12 protein-coding genes are annotated in these 15,734 nt (G+C 68.1%); 7 read left to right on the top strand and 5 right to left on the bottom strand.

Translation table 11 applies throughout. The features are described from left to right. Positions 1-325 precede the first annotated feature (325 nt). The 3 genes from DA075_RS11265 to DA075_RS11255 all read left to right on the top strand — a co-directional run bounded on the left by DA075_RS11265 (position 326) and on the right by DA075_RS11255 (position 3,741). Positions 326-1,306, top strand: coding sequence for a hypothetical protein (locus DA075_RS11265; RefSeq protein WP_099953299.1), 981 nt, complete (start codon positions 326-328; stop codon positions 1,304-1,306). Between the two features lie 209 nt (positions 1,307-1,515). After that, on the top strand, positions 1,516-1,653 hold the full coding sequence (locus DA075_RS11260; protein WP_244936563.1) for a hypothetical protein: 138 nt from the start codon (positions 1,516-1,518) through the stop codon (positions 1,651-1,653). Positions 1,654-1,830: 177 nt separating this feature from the next. Continuing rightward, positions 1,831-3,741 (top strand): propionyl-CoA synthetase, encoded by a 1,911-nt coding sequence (locus DA075_RS11255; protein WP_099953298.1) that lies wholly within the window; start codon positions 1,831-1,833, stop codon positions 3,739-3,741. Between the two features lie 45 nt (positions 3,742-3,786). Here DA075_RS11255 and DA075_RS11250 read toward each other — a convergent pair whose 3' ends face one another. Then, positions 3,787-5,052, bottom strand: coding sequence for a sensor domain-containing phosphodiesterase (locus DA075_RS11250; protein ID WP_099953297.1), 1,266 nt, complete (start codon positions 5,050-5,052; stop codon positions 3,787-3,789). A 488-nt stretch (positions 5,053-5,540) separates the two neighbouring features. Between DA075_RS11250 and DA075_RS11245 the strand changes: the two genes are divergently transcribed. Together DA075_RS11245 and DA075_RS11240 are read left to right on the top strand one after the other, a co-directional pair. Then, on the top strand, positions 5,541-5,873 hold the full coding sequence (locus DA075_RS11245) for a hypothetical protein (protein WP_099953296.1): 333 nt from the start codon (positions 5,541-5,543) through the stop codon (positions 5,871-5,873). Between the two features lie 161 nt (positions 5,874-6,034). Further along, positions 6,035-7,156 carry an NADH:flavin oxidoreductase/NADH oxidase gene (locus tag DA075_RS11240; RefSeq protein WP_099953295.1) on the top strand — a complete coding sequence of 374 codons (1,122 nt, stop codon included), beginning with the start codon at positions 6,035-6,037 and terminating at the stop codon, positions 7,154-7,156. A gap of 28 nt (positions 7,157-7,184) precedes the next feature. On the opposite strand, the gene DA075_RS11235 is transcribed toward DA075_RS11240, so the two are convergent. Continuing rightward, positions 7,185-9,791, bottom strand: coding sequence for a DNA translocase FtsK (locus DA075_RS11235; protein ID WP_099953294.1), 2,607 nt, complete (start codon positions 9,789-9,791; stop codon positions 7,185-7,187). 662 nt (positions 9,792-10,453) lie between these two features. Between DA075_RS11235 and DA075_RS35900 the strand changes: the two genes are divergently transcribed. After that, positions 10,454-11,167 (top strand): hypothetical protein, encoded by a 714-nt coding sequence (locus tag DA075_RS35900; RefSeq protein ID WP_123834260.1) that lies wholly within the window; start codon positions 10,454-10,456, stop codon positions 11,165-11,167. A gap of 101 nt (positions 11,168-11,268) precedes the next feature. Here DA075_RS35900 and DA075_RS11230 read toward each other — a convergent pair whose 3' ends face one another. The 3 genes from DA075_RS11230 to tesB all read right to left on the bottom strand — a co-directional run bounded on the left by DA075_RS11230 (position 11,269) and on the right by tesB (position 14,329). Continuing rightward, on the bottom strand, positions 11,269-12,774 hold the full coding sequence (locus DA075_RS11230; RefSeq protein WP_099953293.1) for an ammonium transporter: 1,506 nt from the start codon (positions 12,772-12,774) through the stop codon (positions 11,269-11,271). 82 nt (positions 12,775-12,856) lie between these two features. Continuing rightward, positions 12,857-13,195 carry a P-II family nitrogen regulator gene (locus DA075_RS11225; protein WP_048450383.1) on the bottom strand — a complete coding sequence of 113 codons (339 nt, stop codon included), beginning with the start codon at positions 13,193-13,195 and terminating at the stop codon, positions 12,857-12,859. A gap of 255 nt (positions 13,196-13,450) precedes the next feature. Continuing rightward, on the bottom strand, positions 13,451-14,329 hold the full coding sequence (gene tesB / locus DA075_RS11220) for an acyl-CoA thioesterase II (RefSeq protein WP_099953292.1): 879 nt from the start codon (positions 14,327-14,329) through the stop codon (positions 13,451-13,453). Between the two features lie 126 nt (positions 14,330-14,455). On the opposite strand from tesB, the gene DA075_RS11215 reads away from it, so the two are divergent. Beyond that, positions 14,456-15,724, top strand: coding sequence for a ubiquinone biosynthesis hydroxylase (locus DA075_RS11215; RefSeq protein WP_099953291.1), 1,269 nt, complete (start codon positions 14,456-14,458; stop codon positions 15,722-15,724). The last annotated feature ends 10 nt before the right edge of the window (positions 15,725-15,734 follow it).

The following is a 15,734-nucleotide window of genomic DNA, read 5'->3' as shown; positions in this document are numbered from 1 at the left end:
GGAACAGCCCGGGCGCGGCGGTGACGGAAAAGGCCCGCCGGAGCGTGGTCCGGCGACATGGAGACCGGTTCGTCGGGGACGAGGCGCCGGAATCCGAGGGCTCGTGCTTGCGATCGACGGCGCTGCCGCGGGGGCCGGCGCGGGTGGGGGAACGGGGGACCGCCATCCCGGCTTCGCTGGGCCGTCCATGGTCCGCAGGTCGCCGCGTCATCCTCTGCGGCCCGAACTTCTTGTGAACGTGGCATTTTTGCAGCAGGCAGATCGGCCGGCATCGTCTCTAAGCAGGGATACTGGAGCACTGCATCTCTGAGGCCGTCGCGCGATCATGACCGGAAGTACCAGGCCGACCCGACGCCTGTCGGCCGCGGCAGGCATGCTGCTCGCCCTTTCCGTTCTGGCGCCCGCTCAGGCCGCGCCGAGCGGCAAGGCCGATCAGGGCGACGCGGGCAAAGGCGAGGCGGATAAATCCAGCAAGGAGAACGACAAGAAGGAGGTCGATACCGAGCATCTGTTCGGCTTCACGGAAGGCGCCGATGCCGGGGAGAAGGGAGAGCAGGAAGCGGTGATCGACACCGTCACCCGCATCGGCAAGCGCAGAGACGGTCCCGGCCCATCGACGTACCGCGTGCTCGACACGCGCTTCGCTTACCAGTTCAATCCCATCGACAAGCTGAGCATCGAGCTCAGCGCCTTCGGCACGCTGCGCCGGCAGCGCAACATCGTGGATCTGGACGACAAGTCCTACGGCACCTTCGACGGCGTCTCCATGGAGGTGAAGTACCAGTTCCTGAAAGGGTCGAAGGAGCAGCCGCTGGGGCTCGCCCTGGAGGTGCGCCCGCGCTTCACGCGCGTTCTGCCGGTCGAAGGGAACGGCGCCGACATCTTCGACATCGAGAGCCTGCTCCAGCTCGACGTGCAGGTGGTGCCGGACAAGCTCTGGTACGGCAGCAACATCAGCTTCGAGCCTGCCGCCGGTCGCCAGCGGGGTGGCGGTCCCGGCTATCGCTCCTCCACGTTCCTGTGGTCGAACGCGCTCGTGGGACGGGTCGGGGAGAACACCTATCTGGGTCCGGAAATCCGCTACCTGCGCGGCTACGAAGGAACCTTCCTGAACCGGCTGGAGAGCGAAGCGCTCACCGTGGGACCGGCCCTGCATCACAGGTTCACCGAGAAGATCTGGCTGACGGTGGCGTATGCGGGGCAGGTGTGGGGCCGCGACACCGATTCGAGTCTGGCCGGCCGCGCCCTCGGGCTGAACCAGTTCGAGCGGCACAACCTCCGGGTCAAGTTCGGCATGGAGTTCTGACCGAGGACAGCACGGGCCGTGCGTCTCGAACCGGATGCGCCCGGCCGGGGCGACGATCAGGAGCATGCCGGCGGACATGGGCGCGACGCCGCGGCCGATCGGACCGTGGAGGAGGCGGTCCTGTCAGGCCGCCCCCTCTCGTCAGGACCGGATCAAGTCCGCGATCACCGCCGGCGCCGCCGTCTCGGTGGTGACCCTGAACATGATCGGTGAGCGAGCAGGTCCAGCCCCGCCACCGGACGCTCGATGCGGTCCGGCGGGTGCTGGAAGGGGAGGGCATCCGCTTCATCGGCGATGCCGAGGAGGGCTACGGGGTCGTCCTGCGGCCTGCCGGCGCCAATCCCTGACGCGTTCCGAAGGCCTTCCTTTGGCGGTCCGCGGGGCGCCGCGCGGCGAGACGCGGCGGAGGAACCGCGCGAAGCGGCGCCATCTTGCCCGCCGCCGCCTTGTCCTGGACAATCCGGCCCATCGCCGGCCATGTGCCGGCCAACCGCCGGCCGACGGCGGATCTGGAGAGGAACGCCATGCCGGGACAGAGCCGCTACCGGGACACCTACGCCGCCTGGCAGCGCGACCCGGACGCCTTCTGGGCGCAGGCCGCCGAGGCGATCGACTGGGTCGTGCCCGCCGCCCGGGTCTTCGCCCCCGAGGAGGGCGCCTATGGCCGCTGGTTCGTCGGCGCCGAGGTGAATGCCTGCCACAACGCCGTCGACCGCCACGTCGCGGCCGGGCGGGGCGACCAGGCGGCGATCCTGTACGATTCTCCCGTCACCGGCACGAAGCGCCGGATCACCTATGCCGAGCTTCAAGGCGAGGTCGCGGCCCTCGCCGCCGTGCTGCAGGATCTCGGCGTCGGGCGCGGCGACCGGGTGGTGCTCTACATGCCGATGGTGCCGGAGGCCCTGTTCGGCATGCTGGCCTGCGCCCGCATCGGGGCCGTGCACTCGGTGGTGTTCGGGGGCTTCGCCGCCCGGGAACTCGCCGCCCGCATCGAGGACGCCGCCCCGAAGGTGGTGCTCGCCGCCTCCTGCGGCATCGAGCCGGCGCGGGTCGTCGCCTACAAGCCGCTCCTCGACGAGGCCTGCCGCCTCTCCGCCCACAAGCCCGATTCCTGCCTGATCCTCCAGCGGCCGCAGAGCGCCGCCGGGATGGTGGGGGGGCGCGACCGCGACTGGGCGGAGGCCGTGGCGGCCGCGAAGGCGGCAGGCCGCGCCGCGCCTTGCGTCCCGGTCGCCGCCACCGATCCGCTCTACGTGCTCTATACGTCGGGCACCACCGGCAAGCCGAAGGGCGTGGTCCGCGACACCGGCGGCTACCTCGTGGCCCTCGCCTGGTCGATGCCGAACCTCTACGGCGTCGCCCCCGGCGAGACCTATTGGTGCGCCTCCGATGTCGGCTGGGTGGTGGGCCATTCCTACATCGTCTACGGGCCGCTCCTGCACGGCTGCACTACGGTGCTCTACGAGGGCAAGCCGGTCGGCACGCCGGATGCCGGCGCGTTCTGGCGCGTGATCGCCGAGACCGGGGCGGTCGCCCTGTTCACGGCCCCGACGGCGCTCAGGGCGGTGAAGAAGGAGGATCCGGAGGCCAAGCTCATGCAGGGCCACGACCTCTCGCATTTCCGCACCCTGTTCCTCGCCGGCGAGCGGGCCGATCCCGACACCGTCGCCTGGGCCGAGCGGATCTTGGGCGTGCCGGTGATCGACCATTGGTGGCAGACCGAGACCGGCTGGCCGATCGCCGCCAACCCGGTCGGGCTCGGGGCGCTGCCGGTCAAGCACGGCAGCCCGACGGTGCCGATGCCGGGCTGGGACGTGCAGGTGCTCGACGAGGCCGGCAAGCCGGTGCCCCCCGACACGATGGGGACGATCGCCATCCGGCTGCCGCTGCCCCCCGGCGCCCTGCCGACCCTCTGGCAGCAGGACGAGCGTTTTCGCGAGAGCTACCTCACGGCCTTTCCGGGCTACTACAACACCTCGGATGCCGGCTTCCTCGACCCCGACGGCTACGTCTCCGTCATGGGCCGCACCGACGACATCATCAACGTCGCCGGGCACCGGCTCTCGACCGGCGGCATGGAGGAGGTGCTGGCCTCCCACCCCGCCGTGGCGGAATGCGCGGTGATCGGCATCCGCGACGCGCTCAAGGGCGAGGCGCCCTGCGGCTTCGTGGTGCTGAAGGCGGGCGTCGCGCAGGCCCCGGACGTGATCGAGCGCGAATTGGTGGCCCTGGTGCGCGAGCGGATCGGCCCGGTCGCGGCCTTTCGTCTCGCGCTCACGGTCGGGCGCCTGCCGAAGACCCGCTCCGGCAAGATCCTGCGCGGCACGATGAAGAAGATCGCCGACGGCGAGGCTTGGGCGATGCCGCCGACCATCGAGGATCCGGCGGTGCTCGACGAGATCGGCGGGGCGCTGCGGGAGCGCGGGCTGGGATAGGGACGGTCCCCCGGGCCGGGGATCGCCACCCCCTTTCCCCCCGCCTCATGCCCCCGTGCCCTGCATCTCCAGGGCGGACAGGGGCAGCGCCGCCGCCGCGGCGAGGGGCATCGGCCGGCCGGTCAGGAAGCCCTGCACCCGCGTCACGCCGATGCCCTTGAGCACCGCGTACTCGGCCTCGGTCTCCACGCCCTCGGCGACGATCTCGCAGCCGATGTGCCGGCCGTATCCCGTCAGCGCCTCGGTCAGCGCCCGGCGGCCGGAATGCGCGTCGATGTTGCGGATCAGGCTCATGTCCAGCTTGATGAATTCGGGACTGAGATCGAGGACGTGCCGGAGCGTCGCGTGGCCGGCCCCGACATCGTCGATGGCCAGGCCCAGGCCCTGGCGCCGATACGGCCCCAGCACCTCGCGCAGAGCCTCGTAGGAGGCGACCGCCGCGTGCTCGGTCAGCTCGATCACCACCCGGTCGAGGGCGATGCCCGCCAGCGCCTCGGCGAGACGCGGCGAGGCGAGGGAGGCCGGCGACAGGTTGAGCGACAGCCTGATCCCGGGGGCGAGCGCCGGGAGGGCGCGCAGGGCCTTGCGCACGGCGAGGAATTCGAGCTCCTCGCCCAGGCCCACCTCGGCCGCGTCCGCGAACCAGACGTCCGGACCGATGCCGGCAGGACCTTTGCCGGCAGGACTTTTGACTGGCACCGGCGCGAAGCGTGCCAGGGACTCGAAGGCGGCCAGGCTTCCATCGGCCGTGCGATAGATCGGCTGGAACACCATCTCGACGGCTTCGGCCGCGATCGTCCCGGCGATGCGCCGTCGCTTCGCCTCCCGCTCGCGCGCCGCGTCGTGGTCCTTCCACAGGATGGATTCCACGACATCCGCGCAGAGGCGCAAGATGCCGAGATCGCGGGTCGTGAGGCTCCGGTCCGGCGTGAAGCTGAAGCAGCACAAGGTTCCGTAGGTCTCGCCATCCGCACGGCGCAAAGGGACGCTCAGATGCGCCCCGACCGGCAGGTCGTGGGTGACCGGCAACTGCGCCGCCAGGGTATCCTCGGCCGCATCCTGCATCAGGCCGGGCATCAGGCCCTTGGCGACGTAGTAGCAGAAGCTCTGCTCGAGCGGCTCATGGCTCCCGACGGCGATCGGGTTGTGCGTCGTCCCCGCATCCGTGAAGCGGAACACCCGGTCGCCCGCCACGAATTCCGAGATGAAGCCGACATCCATCGCCAGGTGGCGGCGGACGGCGCGAAGCACCGACAGGATCTGTTCGCTGGCGCTGCCGGAATGGTGACCGAAGACTGATCTCAGGGGCATCGTGCGAATTGGCCGAATGAGGGAGACCGTACGACGTATTCAACCAAAAATTGCATACGGAACATGTTCTGGAAGCATGGCGACTTCATGATGGAGAAATACATAATTGGAATTTAGTCTTAACAATGATCTTTCCAAATAATTTATTTCTGCTGCTGCGTCCCGCGTGATGTCTTGCAGATGAGATCAAGAAATGAACCGGGGTGACGATGTTCCTCCGATAGGGCGTACCCTGCGGGTTGATACAACCACATGTTTCGTCGCCACGCTTCGCCGGTTTGGTACTCAGGGTCAGAGCAGGCATCTCAATAGGCTCGGATTTCCACGGCGACACATGCGGTTGCAAAAATTTCATAGAATTGGCATGATGACAAGGCCATGAAGTCACAGTCGATCTGAATAGAGAAGTCGCCATGCCCGGTTCGGATACCCACGGCATTCAGCGCCCCCCAGATCTCGGTGCGGTCGCGGTCCCGGACAGGGTACCGTTGCCGCTCCGGACGCTGCTCGAGCGGATCGAGCACGGCATCGTCGACTTGGCGGCAGGTTTGAGGGACGGCGCGGACGTGCGCGAAACCATGCACGCCTTGCGCAGTGCCCTGTCCGACATCTGCGCATTGACCGAGACCAACCCGAAGATCCTGCGCATCGTGGAGCGCCTGCTGCGCGCGGGCGAGCGATTGGCCATGGCCGAGGCGCGGCCGCGCCGGTCGCTGGCGGCGGCGCGTGGCGCGGCGACGCGGGCTTTCACGGCCTTGGCGGCGGCCCTGGTCGATACGCGCCCGAGCCGGATCGCCGTGAGCCTCGGCCGCGGCTGGTAGCCGCGGCGTTTCGATCCCGGCTCGCGATCCGCGGTGCGCCGGCGCACGCCGCGCCTCTCACGCGGCGCGCAGGCGCCCTGCATCGCCGGCGCTGGCCGGATCCGCGGCCCCACGCCACAGTGCAGGTACCCTGCAGGCCATCCTGCACCGGAGTCCCCTAGATGAGCAGCCCTCTCCTGTTCCAGCCCCTGCGCCTCGACGGCCTCGCGCTGGAGAACCGCATCATCGTCGCGCCGATGTGCCAGTATTCGGCCCGCGACGGTGAGGCGACCGACTGGCACATGATGCATCTCGGCCAGCTCGCGATGTCGGGCGCCGGGCTCCTGACGCTGGAGGCCACCGCCGTGTCGCCGGAGGCGCGGATCACCTCCGGTGACCTCGGCCTGTGGGACGACGGGACCGAGCGGGCCCTGGCGAAGGTCCTGGACGCGGTGCGGGACTACGCGCCGGTGCCGGTCTGCATCCAGATCGCCCATGCCGGCCGCAAGGCCTCGAGCGAGCCGCCGTGGCGCGGCGGCCATCAGGTCGCGCCGGATTCACCTCGCGGCTGGCTCACCGAGGCGCCGTCGGCCCTCGCCCATGCCGAGGGCGAGGTGGCGCCCCGCGCCCTCGACCGCGAGGACATGACGCGGATCCGCCAGAATTTCGTCGACACCGCCCGGCGGGCCGTCCGGCTCGGCATCGAGGCGGCGGAGATCCACGCGGCGCATGGCTACCTCCTGCACCAGTTCCTGTCGCCGCTGTCGAACCGGCGGACCGACGCCTATGGCGGCAGCCTCGAGAACCGCATGCGCTTCCCCCTCGAAGTCTTCGAGGCGGTGCGCGAGGTGTTCCCCGCCGGCCAGCCGGTCTGGGCCCGGGTCTCGGCGACGGACTGGGTCGAGGAGGGCTGGGAGGTCGAGCAGACCATCGCCTTCGCGGAGGCCCTGAAGGCGCGGGGGGCCGCCGCCATCCACGTCTCCACCGGCGGCGTCTCGCCCCGGCAGAAGATCGCGATCGGGCCGGGCTACCAGGTGCCCTTCGCCGAGCGGGTGCGGGCGGCGACCGACCTCGTCACCATCGCGGTCGGCCTCATCACCGAGCCGCGCCAGGCCGAGACGATCCTGGCCGAGGGCAAGGCGGATGCGGTCTCGCTCGCCCGTGCCATGCTCTACGACCCCCGCTGGCCCTGGCACGCCGCGGCGGAACTGGGGGCCCGGGTCCGGGCACCCAAGCAGTACTGGCGCTCGCAGCCGCACCACCTCAAGGACCTGTTCAAGGAGGCCAGCTTCGGCCAGCGCTGAGGCTCGTGCCTGAGGGCGGGACGGCCGTTCAGTCGTCCTGCCCGTCCTCCAACAGGATCTCGCGCTTGCCGGCGTGGTTGGCGGAGCCGACGATGCCCTCGCGCTCCATCCGCTCCATCAGCGAGGCCGCCCGGTTGTAGCCGATCTGAAGACGCCGCTGGATGTAGCTGGTGGACGCCTTCTTGTCCCGCAGCACCACCGCCACCGCCTGGTCGTACAGGTCGGCCGACGGATCGCCGAAGCTTCCCTGGTCCATGACCGGGGCATCGGCCTCCTCCTCGCCTTCCTCGGCGGTGACCGCCTCGAGATAGGAGGGGCGGCCCTGGCGCTTGAGGTGGGCGACCACCTGCTCGACCTCGTCGTCCGAGCAGAACGGCCCGTGCACCCGGGTCGTCCGGCCGCCGCCCGCCATGAACAGCATGTCGCCCTGGCCCAGGAGCTGCTCGGCGCCCATCTCGCCCAGGATCGTCCGCGAGTCGATCTTCGACGTCACCTGGAACGAGATCCGGGTCGGGAAGTTCGCCTTGATCGTGCCGGTGATCACGTCCACCGACGGGCGCTGCGTCGCCATGATCAGGTGCAGGCCCGCCGCCCGCGCCATCTGGGCCAGACGCTGGATCGCCCCCTCGATGTCCTTGCCCGCCACCATCATCAGGTCGGCCATCTCGTCGACCACGATCACGATGTAGGGCAGGGGCGCGAGGTCCATGACCTCGTCCTCGTAGACCGCCTCGCCGGTCTCGCGGTCGAAGCCGGTCTGCACCGTGCGGGTGATCACCTCGCCCCGCGCCCGCGCCTCCGCCACCCGGGCGTTGAACCCGTCGATGTTGCGCACGCCGAGCTTCGACATCTTCTTGTAGCGCTCCTCCATCTCGCGCACCGCCCATTTGAGGGCGATGACCGCCTTCTTCGGGTCGGTGACGACGGGCGAGAGCAGGTGCGGGATGCCGTCATAGACCGACAGTTCCAGCATCTTCGGGTCGACCATGATCAGGCGGCACTCCTCCGGCGTCATGCGGTAGAGGAGCGACAGGATCATGGTGTTGATGGCGACCGACTTGCCCGAGCCGGTCGTGCCGGCGACGAGCAGGTGGGGCATGCGGGCCAGATCCGCGATGATCGCCTCGCCGCCGATGTTCTTGCCGAGGCAGAGCGCGAGCTTCTGCTTGGTCTCGGCGAAGGCCGGCGAGGCCAGGAGTTCGCGCAGGTACACCGTCTCGCGCTTGGCGTTCGGCAGCTCGATGCCGATGGCGTTGCGGCCCTGGACGACGGCGACGCGGGCGGAGATGGCGGACATCGAGCGGGCGATGTCGTCGGCGAGCGAGATGACGCGGCTCGACTTGGTGCCGGGGGCCGGCTCCAGCTCGTAGAGCGTCACCACCGGCCCCGGGCGCACGGCCAGGATCTCGCCGCGCACGCCGAAATCCTCCAGCGTCGATTCGAGCAGGGTGGCGTTCTGCTCCAGCGCGTCGGTCGAGACCGCGGCGCTGGGCGCCGGGTGGCGCGGCTCGGCGAGCAGCGTCAGCGCCGGCATCTCGTAGGAATCCGGCGAGGCCGGTGCGGGGGCCGGCGCGCGGCGGGTCTGGATCGGCGGGGGAGGGGGCGCGACGCGGCCGCGCGGGGCCTCCGCCTCGTCGTCCTCGTCCCTCAGGTCGTCGTCCATCGTCGGCTCGGCGCGGCGCGGCGCCGCCTCGACCCGGCGCGGCGGCCCTTCCGCGAAGACCGGCTCGCGGCGGCCGGTCCTGGCCGGACGCTCCGTCTGGGGCTCGGCCTCGTCCCAGGCCTCGGCCTCGCCGGGCTCGGCGAAGGCGCGGCGGGCCGCGAGCGCCGGCGAGTTGCCGGCATACGGATCGGCGGCCCCATGGCGCCAGGATCCGTCGCGGATCGCGTCGATCTTCTGCGCCAGAGCGCTCCGGGCGCTGATCGCCAGATGGGCGAGCGCCCCGAGGGAGGCGAGCCCGAGCCCGGGCGAGTCGTCGTCATGGGCCGGGACTGCGCCGCGGCGGGGCTGGCGATCGTCGTAGCGGCTCACCACGGGAGCGAAGGACTCGGCCTCGTCCTCCCCCTCCTCGTCCTCGATCAGCCCGAAGCCGCAGGCGCCGGTCAGGCTGACCACCGCGACCGCCGCGTAGAGGAAGCCCGCGAAGGCCCCGGCCGGGCCGGCGATCGCCTTGGCGGCTCCGAGCAGGGCATCGCCCGCGACGCCGCCGAGGCCGGTCGGCAGCGGCCAGCGCGCCGTCGGCGGGAGCGCGCTCGCCATGCCGCTCGCCGCGCCGAAGCCGATGATCCAGAGCACCAGCCGCAATTGCAGCCGCGCCAGCCGGTGGGTGCGCAACAGCCGCATGCCCCACACCGCCGGCGGCAGCGCGAAGGCCAGCGCCCCGAGGCCGAGGAGCTGCATGCCGAGATCCGACACCACCGCGCCGCCGAAGCCGAGGAGGTTGCGGGCCGAGCGCGACGTGGCGTGGTTGAGGCTCGGGTCGTCGATCGACCAGGTCGCCAGGGCGACCGTGAAGCACGCCGCCCCGACGAGCAGGGCGAGGCCGGTCACCTCCGTGGCCCGCCGCGTCAGGAACGCGCGGAACGTGTCGATGAGGCCATCGTAGGGCGAGGCCGAGCGACGAAGCGAACGCATGCGGGACTAGACCGGGTACGCGGAACTGGAGGGTGAGGATGGGCTGACGCGGTTAATGGCAGCTTAAGGCTAACTGCCTCTTGCCGCGGAGCTGAAAAACCGTAATTTCACTTAGTTATGGGTTTTTATAAGTATAGGCTTATATATATTACGTGGATATTGATGAACAAAAATAAATACAATATATAGAAAATATAGATCGCCATGATGCAGGCTGCGGCGCAAACGGCTTGCTATATCAAAATCAAGACTTCTCTTGTGTCAGTAATTTGTAGATCGTTAATATTTTCTATATAATCCGCACTGCGCGCTTGACGCAGAGAGTTTTTACGACCGCAAATATCTTATCTGTGTGGTCGTAATATTAGGTTAAGGGTGAAGTCATGAAAAGATCAGTTGTGTGGCGATGGCTGTTAATAATAAAAAATATCTACAGTGATTTAAAATTTATATTTGGAAAACTCCCTAAAATTACGCGATTCTTTATAATATTGACATTTAAGTCGACAGTTGTTTCTTTTTTGCTGAGCGTGCTCGCGGTTCCAGCCACGGCGACATACGCGATGAGGTTCGGATTTCGCGTTCCGGTCGAAGGAACGGCTTACATACAGTTCGCTATCGGATGCTGGTCCTTTATAAGCTTCGTTGCTTCGATCGCTGTGATGGTGCTGGTCGTCGCTGCGTTCGGCTACTTCAAACTAGGTTACGTAGAAATACAGAATTACGTTAACAATCGCCAGGAGGACATTGATGTAAACCCAAATATCGCACTTACTGCGATCGATATGTTGATATTTGTGTTTAATAGGCCTCTGGCAAGATTCGTTGAAACTATAGGATTTTTCATAAAAGTAACCTTTCATTATATAGCTACAACACTATTTGTTTTTTCTATAGTAGTATATATAATATTATCAAATGGAATATTAGGATTACACTTCAGCGATAACAATATGTACTACTGGAGTATTGGATGCATGTTTTTGGCATCAATATTCTCTTTCGGAGTTTGGTACGCTGCGGCAGAGCGACCATTATGGATGCTCCAGGGCTACCTAACGGCTCCTTTGGCAATTTTGATGGCGGTTGCTCTTTTCTCATATGATACATACGGTTCGCTGCTGAGAGTAATGCGATACGGAGGCGGCATAGAAACAAACATTACGACCGACGGCAAAATTTACAAAAATTCTGAAGAATTAATTGGCAATATGCTTTTACGGTCGAACAGTAGTACGTTCATGCTACTTGACGAAAATATTATCATGGAGATATCAAATTCGAAAATTGCCTCTTATTCTGCAAAATACAACGCAAAATGGCACATGCCTAAATACGGACTCGTAAGTCAGAAAAATTATATTGCAATAGAATGAATTTTTAGACTGAGAAGTGGAGGAGCCCCGACGCATCCGCGTCGGGGCTCCTCCACTTCTCAAGGTGGGCCGGGGCGACGAACGCCCCGGCCCACACGACCTCAGTAGTTGTAAGCCCGCTCGCCGTGATCGGCGAGATCCAGGCCCTCGCGCTCCTCGTCCTGGGTCACGCGCAGGCCGACCACCACGTCGACGATCTTGTAGAGGATCGCCGAGCCGATGCCCGACCACAGGATGGTGAAGCCGACAGCCTTGGCCTGGGACAGGAAGGCCGGGCCGAACTCGTAGGCCGCGGCCACCAGCTCGCCGGGCTTCGTCGCGTAGTCGGGGGCGCCGACGCCGCCCAGCGCCGGGTTGACCAGGATGCCGGTGGCGAGCGCGCCCAGGATGCCGCCGACGCAGTGCACGCCGAAGACGTCGAGGGAGTCGTCGTAGCCGAGCGCGTTCTTGACGGTCGAGCACATCACGAAGCAGACGGCGCCGGCGACGAGGCCGAGCACGATCGAGCCCATCGGGCCGGCGAAGCCGCAGGCCGGGGTGACCGCGACGAGGCCCGCGACCGCGCCCGAGAGCATGCCCAGCAGCGAGGGCTTGCCCTTGGCGGCCCACTCGACGAGGAGCCAGGACAGGCCGGCCGCCGCGGTGGCCACGAAGGTGTTGATCATCGCGAGCGCCGCCGAGCCGTTGGCCTCGAGGTTGGAGCCGGCGTTGAAGCCGAACCAGCCGACCCAGAGCAGCGAGGCGCCGATCATCGTCATGGTGAGCGAGTGCGGGGCGAGCAGGTCGCGGCCGTAGCCGATGCGCTTGCCGATCATCAGGCAGCCGACGATGCCGGCGATGCCCGCGTTGATGTGCACCACGGTGCCGCCGGCGAAGTCGAGGGCGCCCCACTTGAACAGCAGGCCGGCATCGGCGTTGACGGCGTCGAGGGCGTCCTGGGCCGCCTTCTTGGAGGCCTCGTCGGTGGCCGCGGCCAGCGCCTTGGCGGCGTTGCCGACCGCGTCGGGGCCGCCCCAGTACCAGACCATGTGCGCCATCGGGAAGTAGATGAAGATCAGCCACAGCAGGCAGAACAGCAGCAGGGCCGAGAACTTCATGCGCTCCGCGAAGGCGCCGACGATCAGCGCCGGGGTGATCATCGCGAACGTCATCTGGAAGCAGATATATACGTATTCGGGGATGACGACGCCGTTCGAGAAGGTCGCCGCGACCGAGTTGGCGTCGACGCCGCGCAGGAACGCCTTCGAGAAGCCGCCGACGAAATCGTTGAGGCCGCCGCCATTGGTGAAGGCGAGGCTGTAGCCGAAGAACACCCAGACGATGCAGGCGAGGCTGACGATGGCGAAGACCTGGGTCAGCAGCGACAGCATGTTCTTGGTGCGGACGAGGCCGCCGTAGAACAGCGCCAGGCCCGGTACCGACATCATCAGCACCAGCGCGGACGAGATCAGCATCCAGGCGGTGTCGCCCTTGTTGGGCACCGGCGCCGCCGCCGCGGCGGCCGGTGCCGCCTCGACGGTCGGCGTCTGCGCTAGGGACGGCTCCACCAGGACCAGCGCCAGCGCGGCGCCTCCCAGGCCGAGAGCCAGGACGTTGCGAAGCTTCATGGAAGAGGAACTCCCGATGGAATCGAAGGCAATCATGGGAAGGGGCGGCGGGGCACTGCCACGGCCCCGCGCGGGCAGCGCCTCAGAGGGCGTCGACGTCGGTCTCGCCGGTGCGGATGCGCACGGCCTTCTCGAGCGGCATCACGAAGATCTTGCCGTCGCCGATCTGGCCGGTGCGGGCGGCGGCCGCGATGGTGTCGACGACGTTCGAGACGAGGTCGACCGCCACCGCCACCTCGATCTTGAGCTTGGGCAGGAAGCTGACGGCGTACTCGGCCCCGCGATAGATCTCGGTATGCCCCTTCTGCCGGCCGTAGCCCTTCACTTCGGTCACGGTCAGGCCGTGCACGCCGATGCTGGTGAGGGCGTCGCGGACCTCCTCCAGCTTGAACGGCTTGATGATGGCCATGACGATCTTCATGGGACGAGCCCCCTTTCGATTATGGCGTTCTCACGCCCGGACGCGCCGGGGCGAGGCGTGATCCGGCGCCGAGGCGAACCCGTTGGCCCCCGACGCCGGTCTCGACTGCCATCAATCAAGGAACGTGCCACGACGCGTGACCGGACCTACGGACAAGCTGCCCGGTTCCTGGGCCGATTGCGGATATTGAAGCCGATCGGGGCGGCAGTGACGATGAAAAAGACGGCAATTGCCCAATGAGTATGCAGCAGCGGCTCAGGCCTCGTGTTCGGGAGCGACCCGCTTCTCGCGGATCATGCCCTCCTGCGCGACCGAGGCCACGAGGGTGCCGTCGCGGGTGAAGATCAGCCCGCGGGAGAAGCCGCAGCCGCCCGACGCGCTCGGGCTGTCCTGGGCGTAGAGCAGCCATTCGTCGGCCCGGAACGGCCGGTGGAACCACAGGGCGTGGTCGAGGCTCGCCGGCTGGATCTCGCTCTCGAACACCGTGCGGCCGTGCGGGATGAGCGAGGTGTCGAGCAGCGTCATGTCGGAGGCGTAGGCGAGCACCGCCTGGTGAATGGCCGGATCGTCCGGCAGGGGCGAGGTCGCCCGGATCCAGACGTGGAACCGTGGCGGGCCGGGCTGCCGCCCGGCATAGCGCTCGATCTCGACCGGGCGCAGCTCGATCGGCCGCTCGCGCTCGAAATAGGCCCGGACCGGATCGGGCATGCGCGGCATCACCGAGGCCTTGAGCGCGCCTTCGCCGGGCAGGTCCTCCGGCATCGGCACCGCCGGCATCTCGGCCCGGTGGTCGAAGCCCGGCTCCTCGACGTGGTAGGAGGCCGACATCGAGAAGATCGGCCGCCCGTGCTGGATCGCCACCACCCGGCGGGTGGTGAAGCTGCGGCCGTCGCGGATGCGGTCGACCTCGTAGACGATCGGCACCTTCGGGTCGCCGCCGAGCAGGAAATAGGCGTGGAGCGAGTGCGGCCGGCGCTCGGGCGGCACGGTCCGGGTCGCGGCGACGAGGGCCTGGCCGATCACCTGGCCGCCGAAGACCCGCTGCCAGCGATCCTTCGGCGAGCGACCGCGGAAGAGGTTCTGCTCCAGCGTTTCCAGGTCGAGGATGTCGAGGAGGTCGGCGACCGCGCGCAAGGGAAGGATCCGGGCTGAGGGAGGGGCGCGTAGCTGACGCAGGCCGATGCGCGCCGTCAAGCGACGCGGGACGCGCCGCTTGTGCTATGAGCCTCGCCGACCAGACGAGCAGCGGGCGATCGCGAGATGGCGCAGGGTGACGGCGTGAGCGGACGACGGGGGGCGGCGCGGGAGATCGTCATCGCGGGCGGCGGCCTGCCGGGGCTGGCGCTGGCGCTGGCCCTGCGGCAGGCCTTGGGGGAGGGGGTGCGGGTCACGGTCTGCGACCCGGCCTTCGGCCGCGCGGATGCCCCGCGGGACCTGCGCGCCTACGCGGTCGCGGCCGCCGCCCGGCGGATGCTGGAGCGCCTCGGCGTGTGGGATGCGGTGAGCCCCGGCGCCCAGCCGATCCGCGAGATGGTCATCACCGACAGCCGCCTCGCCGACCCGGTGCGGCCGACCTTCCTGACCTTCGAGGGCGAGGTGGCGGAGGGCGAGCCCTTCGCCCACATGATCGAGGGCGGCGGCCTGCTGAGCGCGCTTCGCGACGCCGCCGCCGCGGCCGGGGTGGTGCTGGAGGCGAGCCCCGTCCTCGCGGCCGTACCGGAGGCCGACAGGATCACCGCGCGCCTGCCGGACGGGCGGCGGATCCGGGCCGACCTCGTCGTGGCGGCGGACGGCGCCCGCTCGCGCCTGCGCGAGGCCGCCGGCATCGGCTGGGTCGGCTGGTCCTATCCGCAATCGGGCATCGTCGCCACGGTGGCGCATGAGCGCGACCACGAGGGCCGGGCGATCGAGCATTTTTTGCCCTCCGGTCCCTTCGCGGTGCTGCCGCTGTCCCCCGGCGGGTCTCTCGGCCACCGCTCCTCGATCGTCTGGACCGAGCGCCAGGCCGAGGTGCCGGCGCTAATCGGCGGCGGTCCCGAGGAGGCCTTGATGGAGGTCGAGCGGCGCTTCGGCCTGACGCTCGGCCGCATCGCCCTCGAATCGCCGCTCAGGGCCTATCCGCTCTCCTTCGGCATCGCCCGGCGCTTCGGCGCCCGGCGGCTGATGCTCTTGGGCGATGCCGCCCACGTCATCCACCCGATCGCCGGCCAGGGCCTGAATCTGGGCCTGCGCAGCGCCGCCGCCCTGGCGGAGGCGCTCGCCGACACGATGCGCCTCGGCCTCGATCCGGGCGGGCCGGAGGCGCTGGAAACCTACGAGCGCAGCCGGCGCTTCGACACGCTCGCGATGGGGGCGGCCACCGACGGCCTCAACCGCCTCTTCTCCAACGACGCCCTGCCGGTCCGCCTCGCCCGCGACCTCGGCCTCGGCCTCGTCGACCGGTTGCCCGGCCTGAAGCGGCTGTTCATCCGCGAGGCGGCGGGGTTGCGGGGGCGCCAGCCGCGGTTGATGCGGGGGGAGGCGTTGTAGGAGGCATCGT

It is taken from the genome of Methylobacterium currus (assembly GCF_003058325.1).
GTDB classification, from domain to species: Bacteria; Pseudomonadota; Alphaproteobacteria; order Rhizobiales; family Beijerinckiaceae; genus Methylobacterium; species Methylobacterium currus.
The sequence above is the reverse complement of the archived record's forward strand: the minus strand, read 5'-3'. Positions and strand labels throughout refer to the sequence as shown.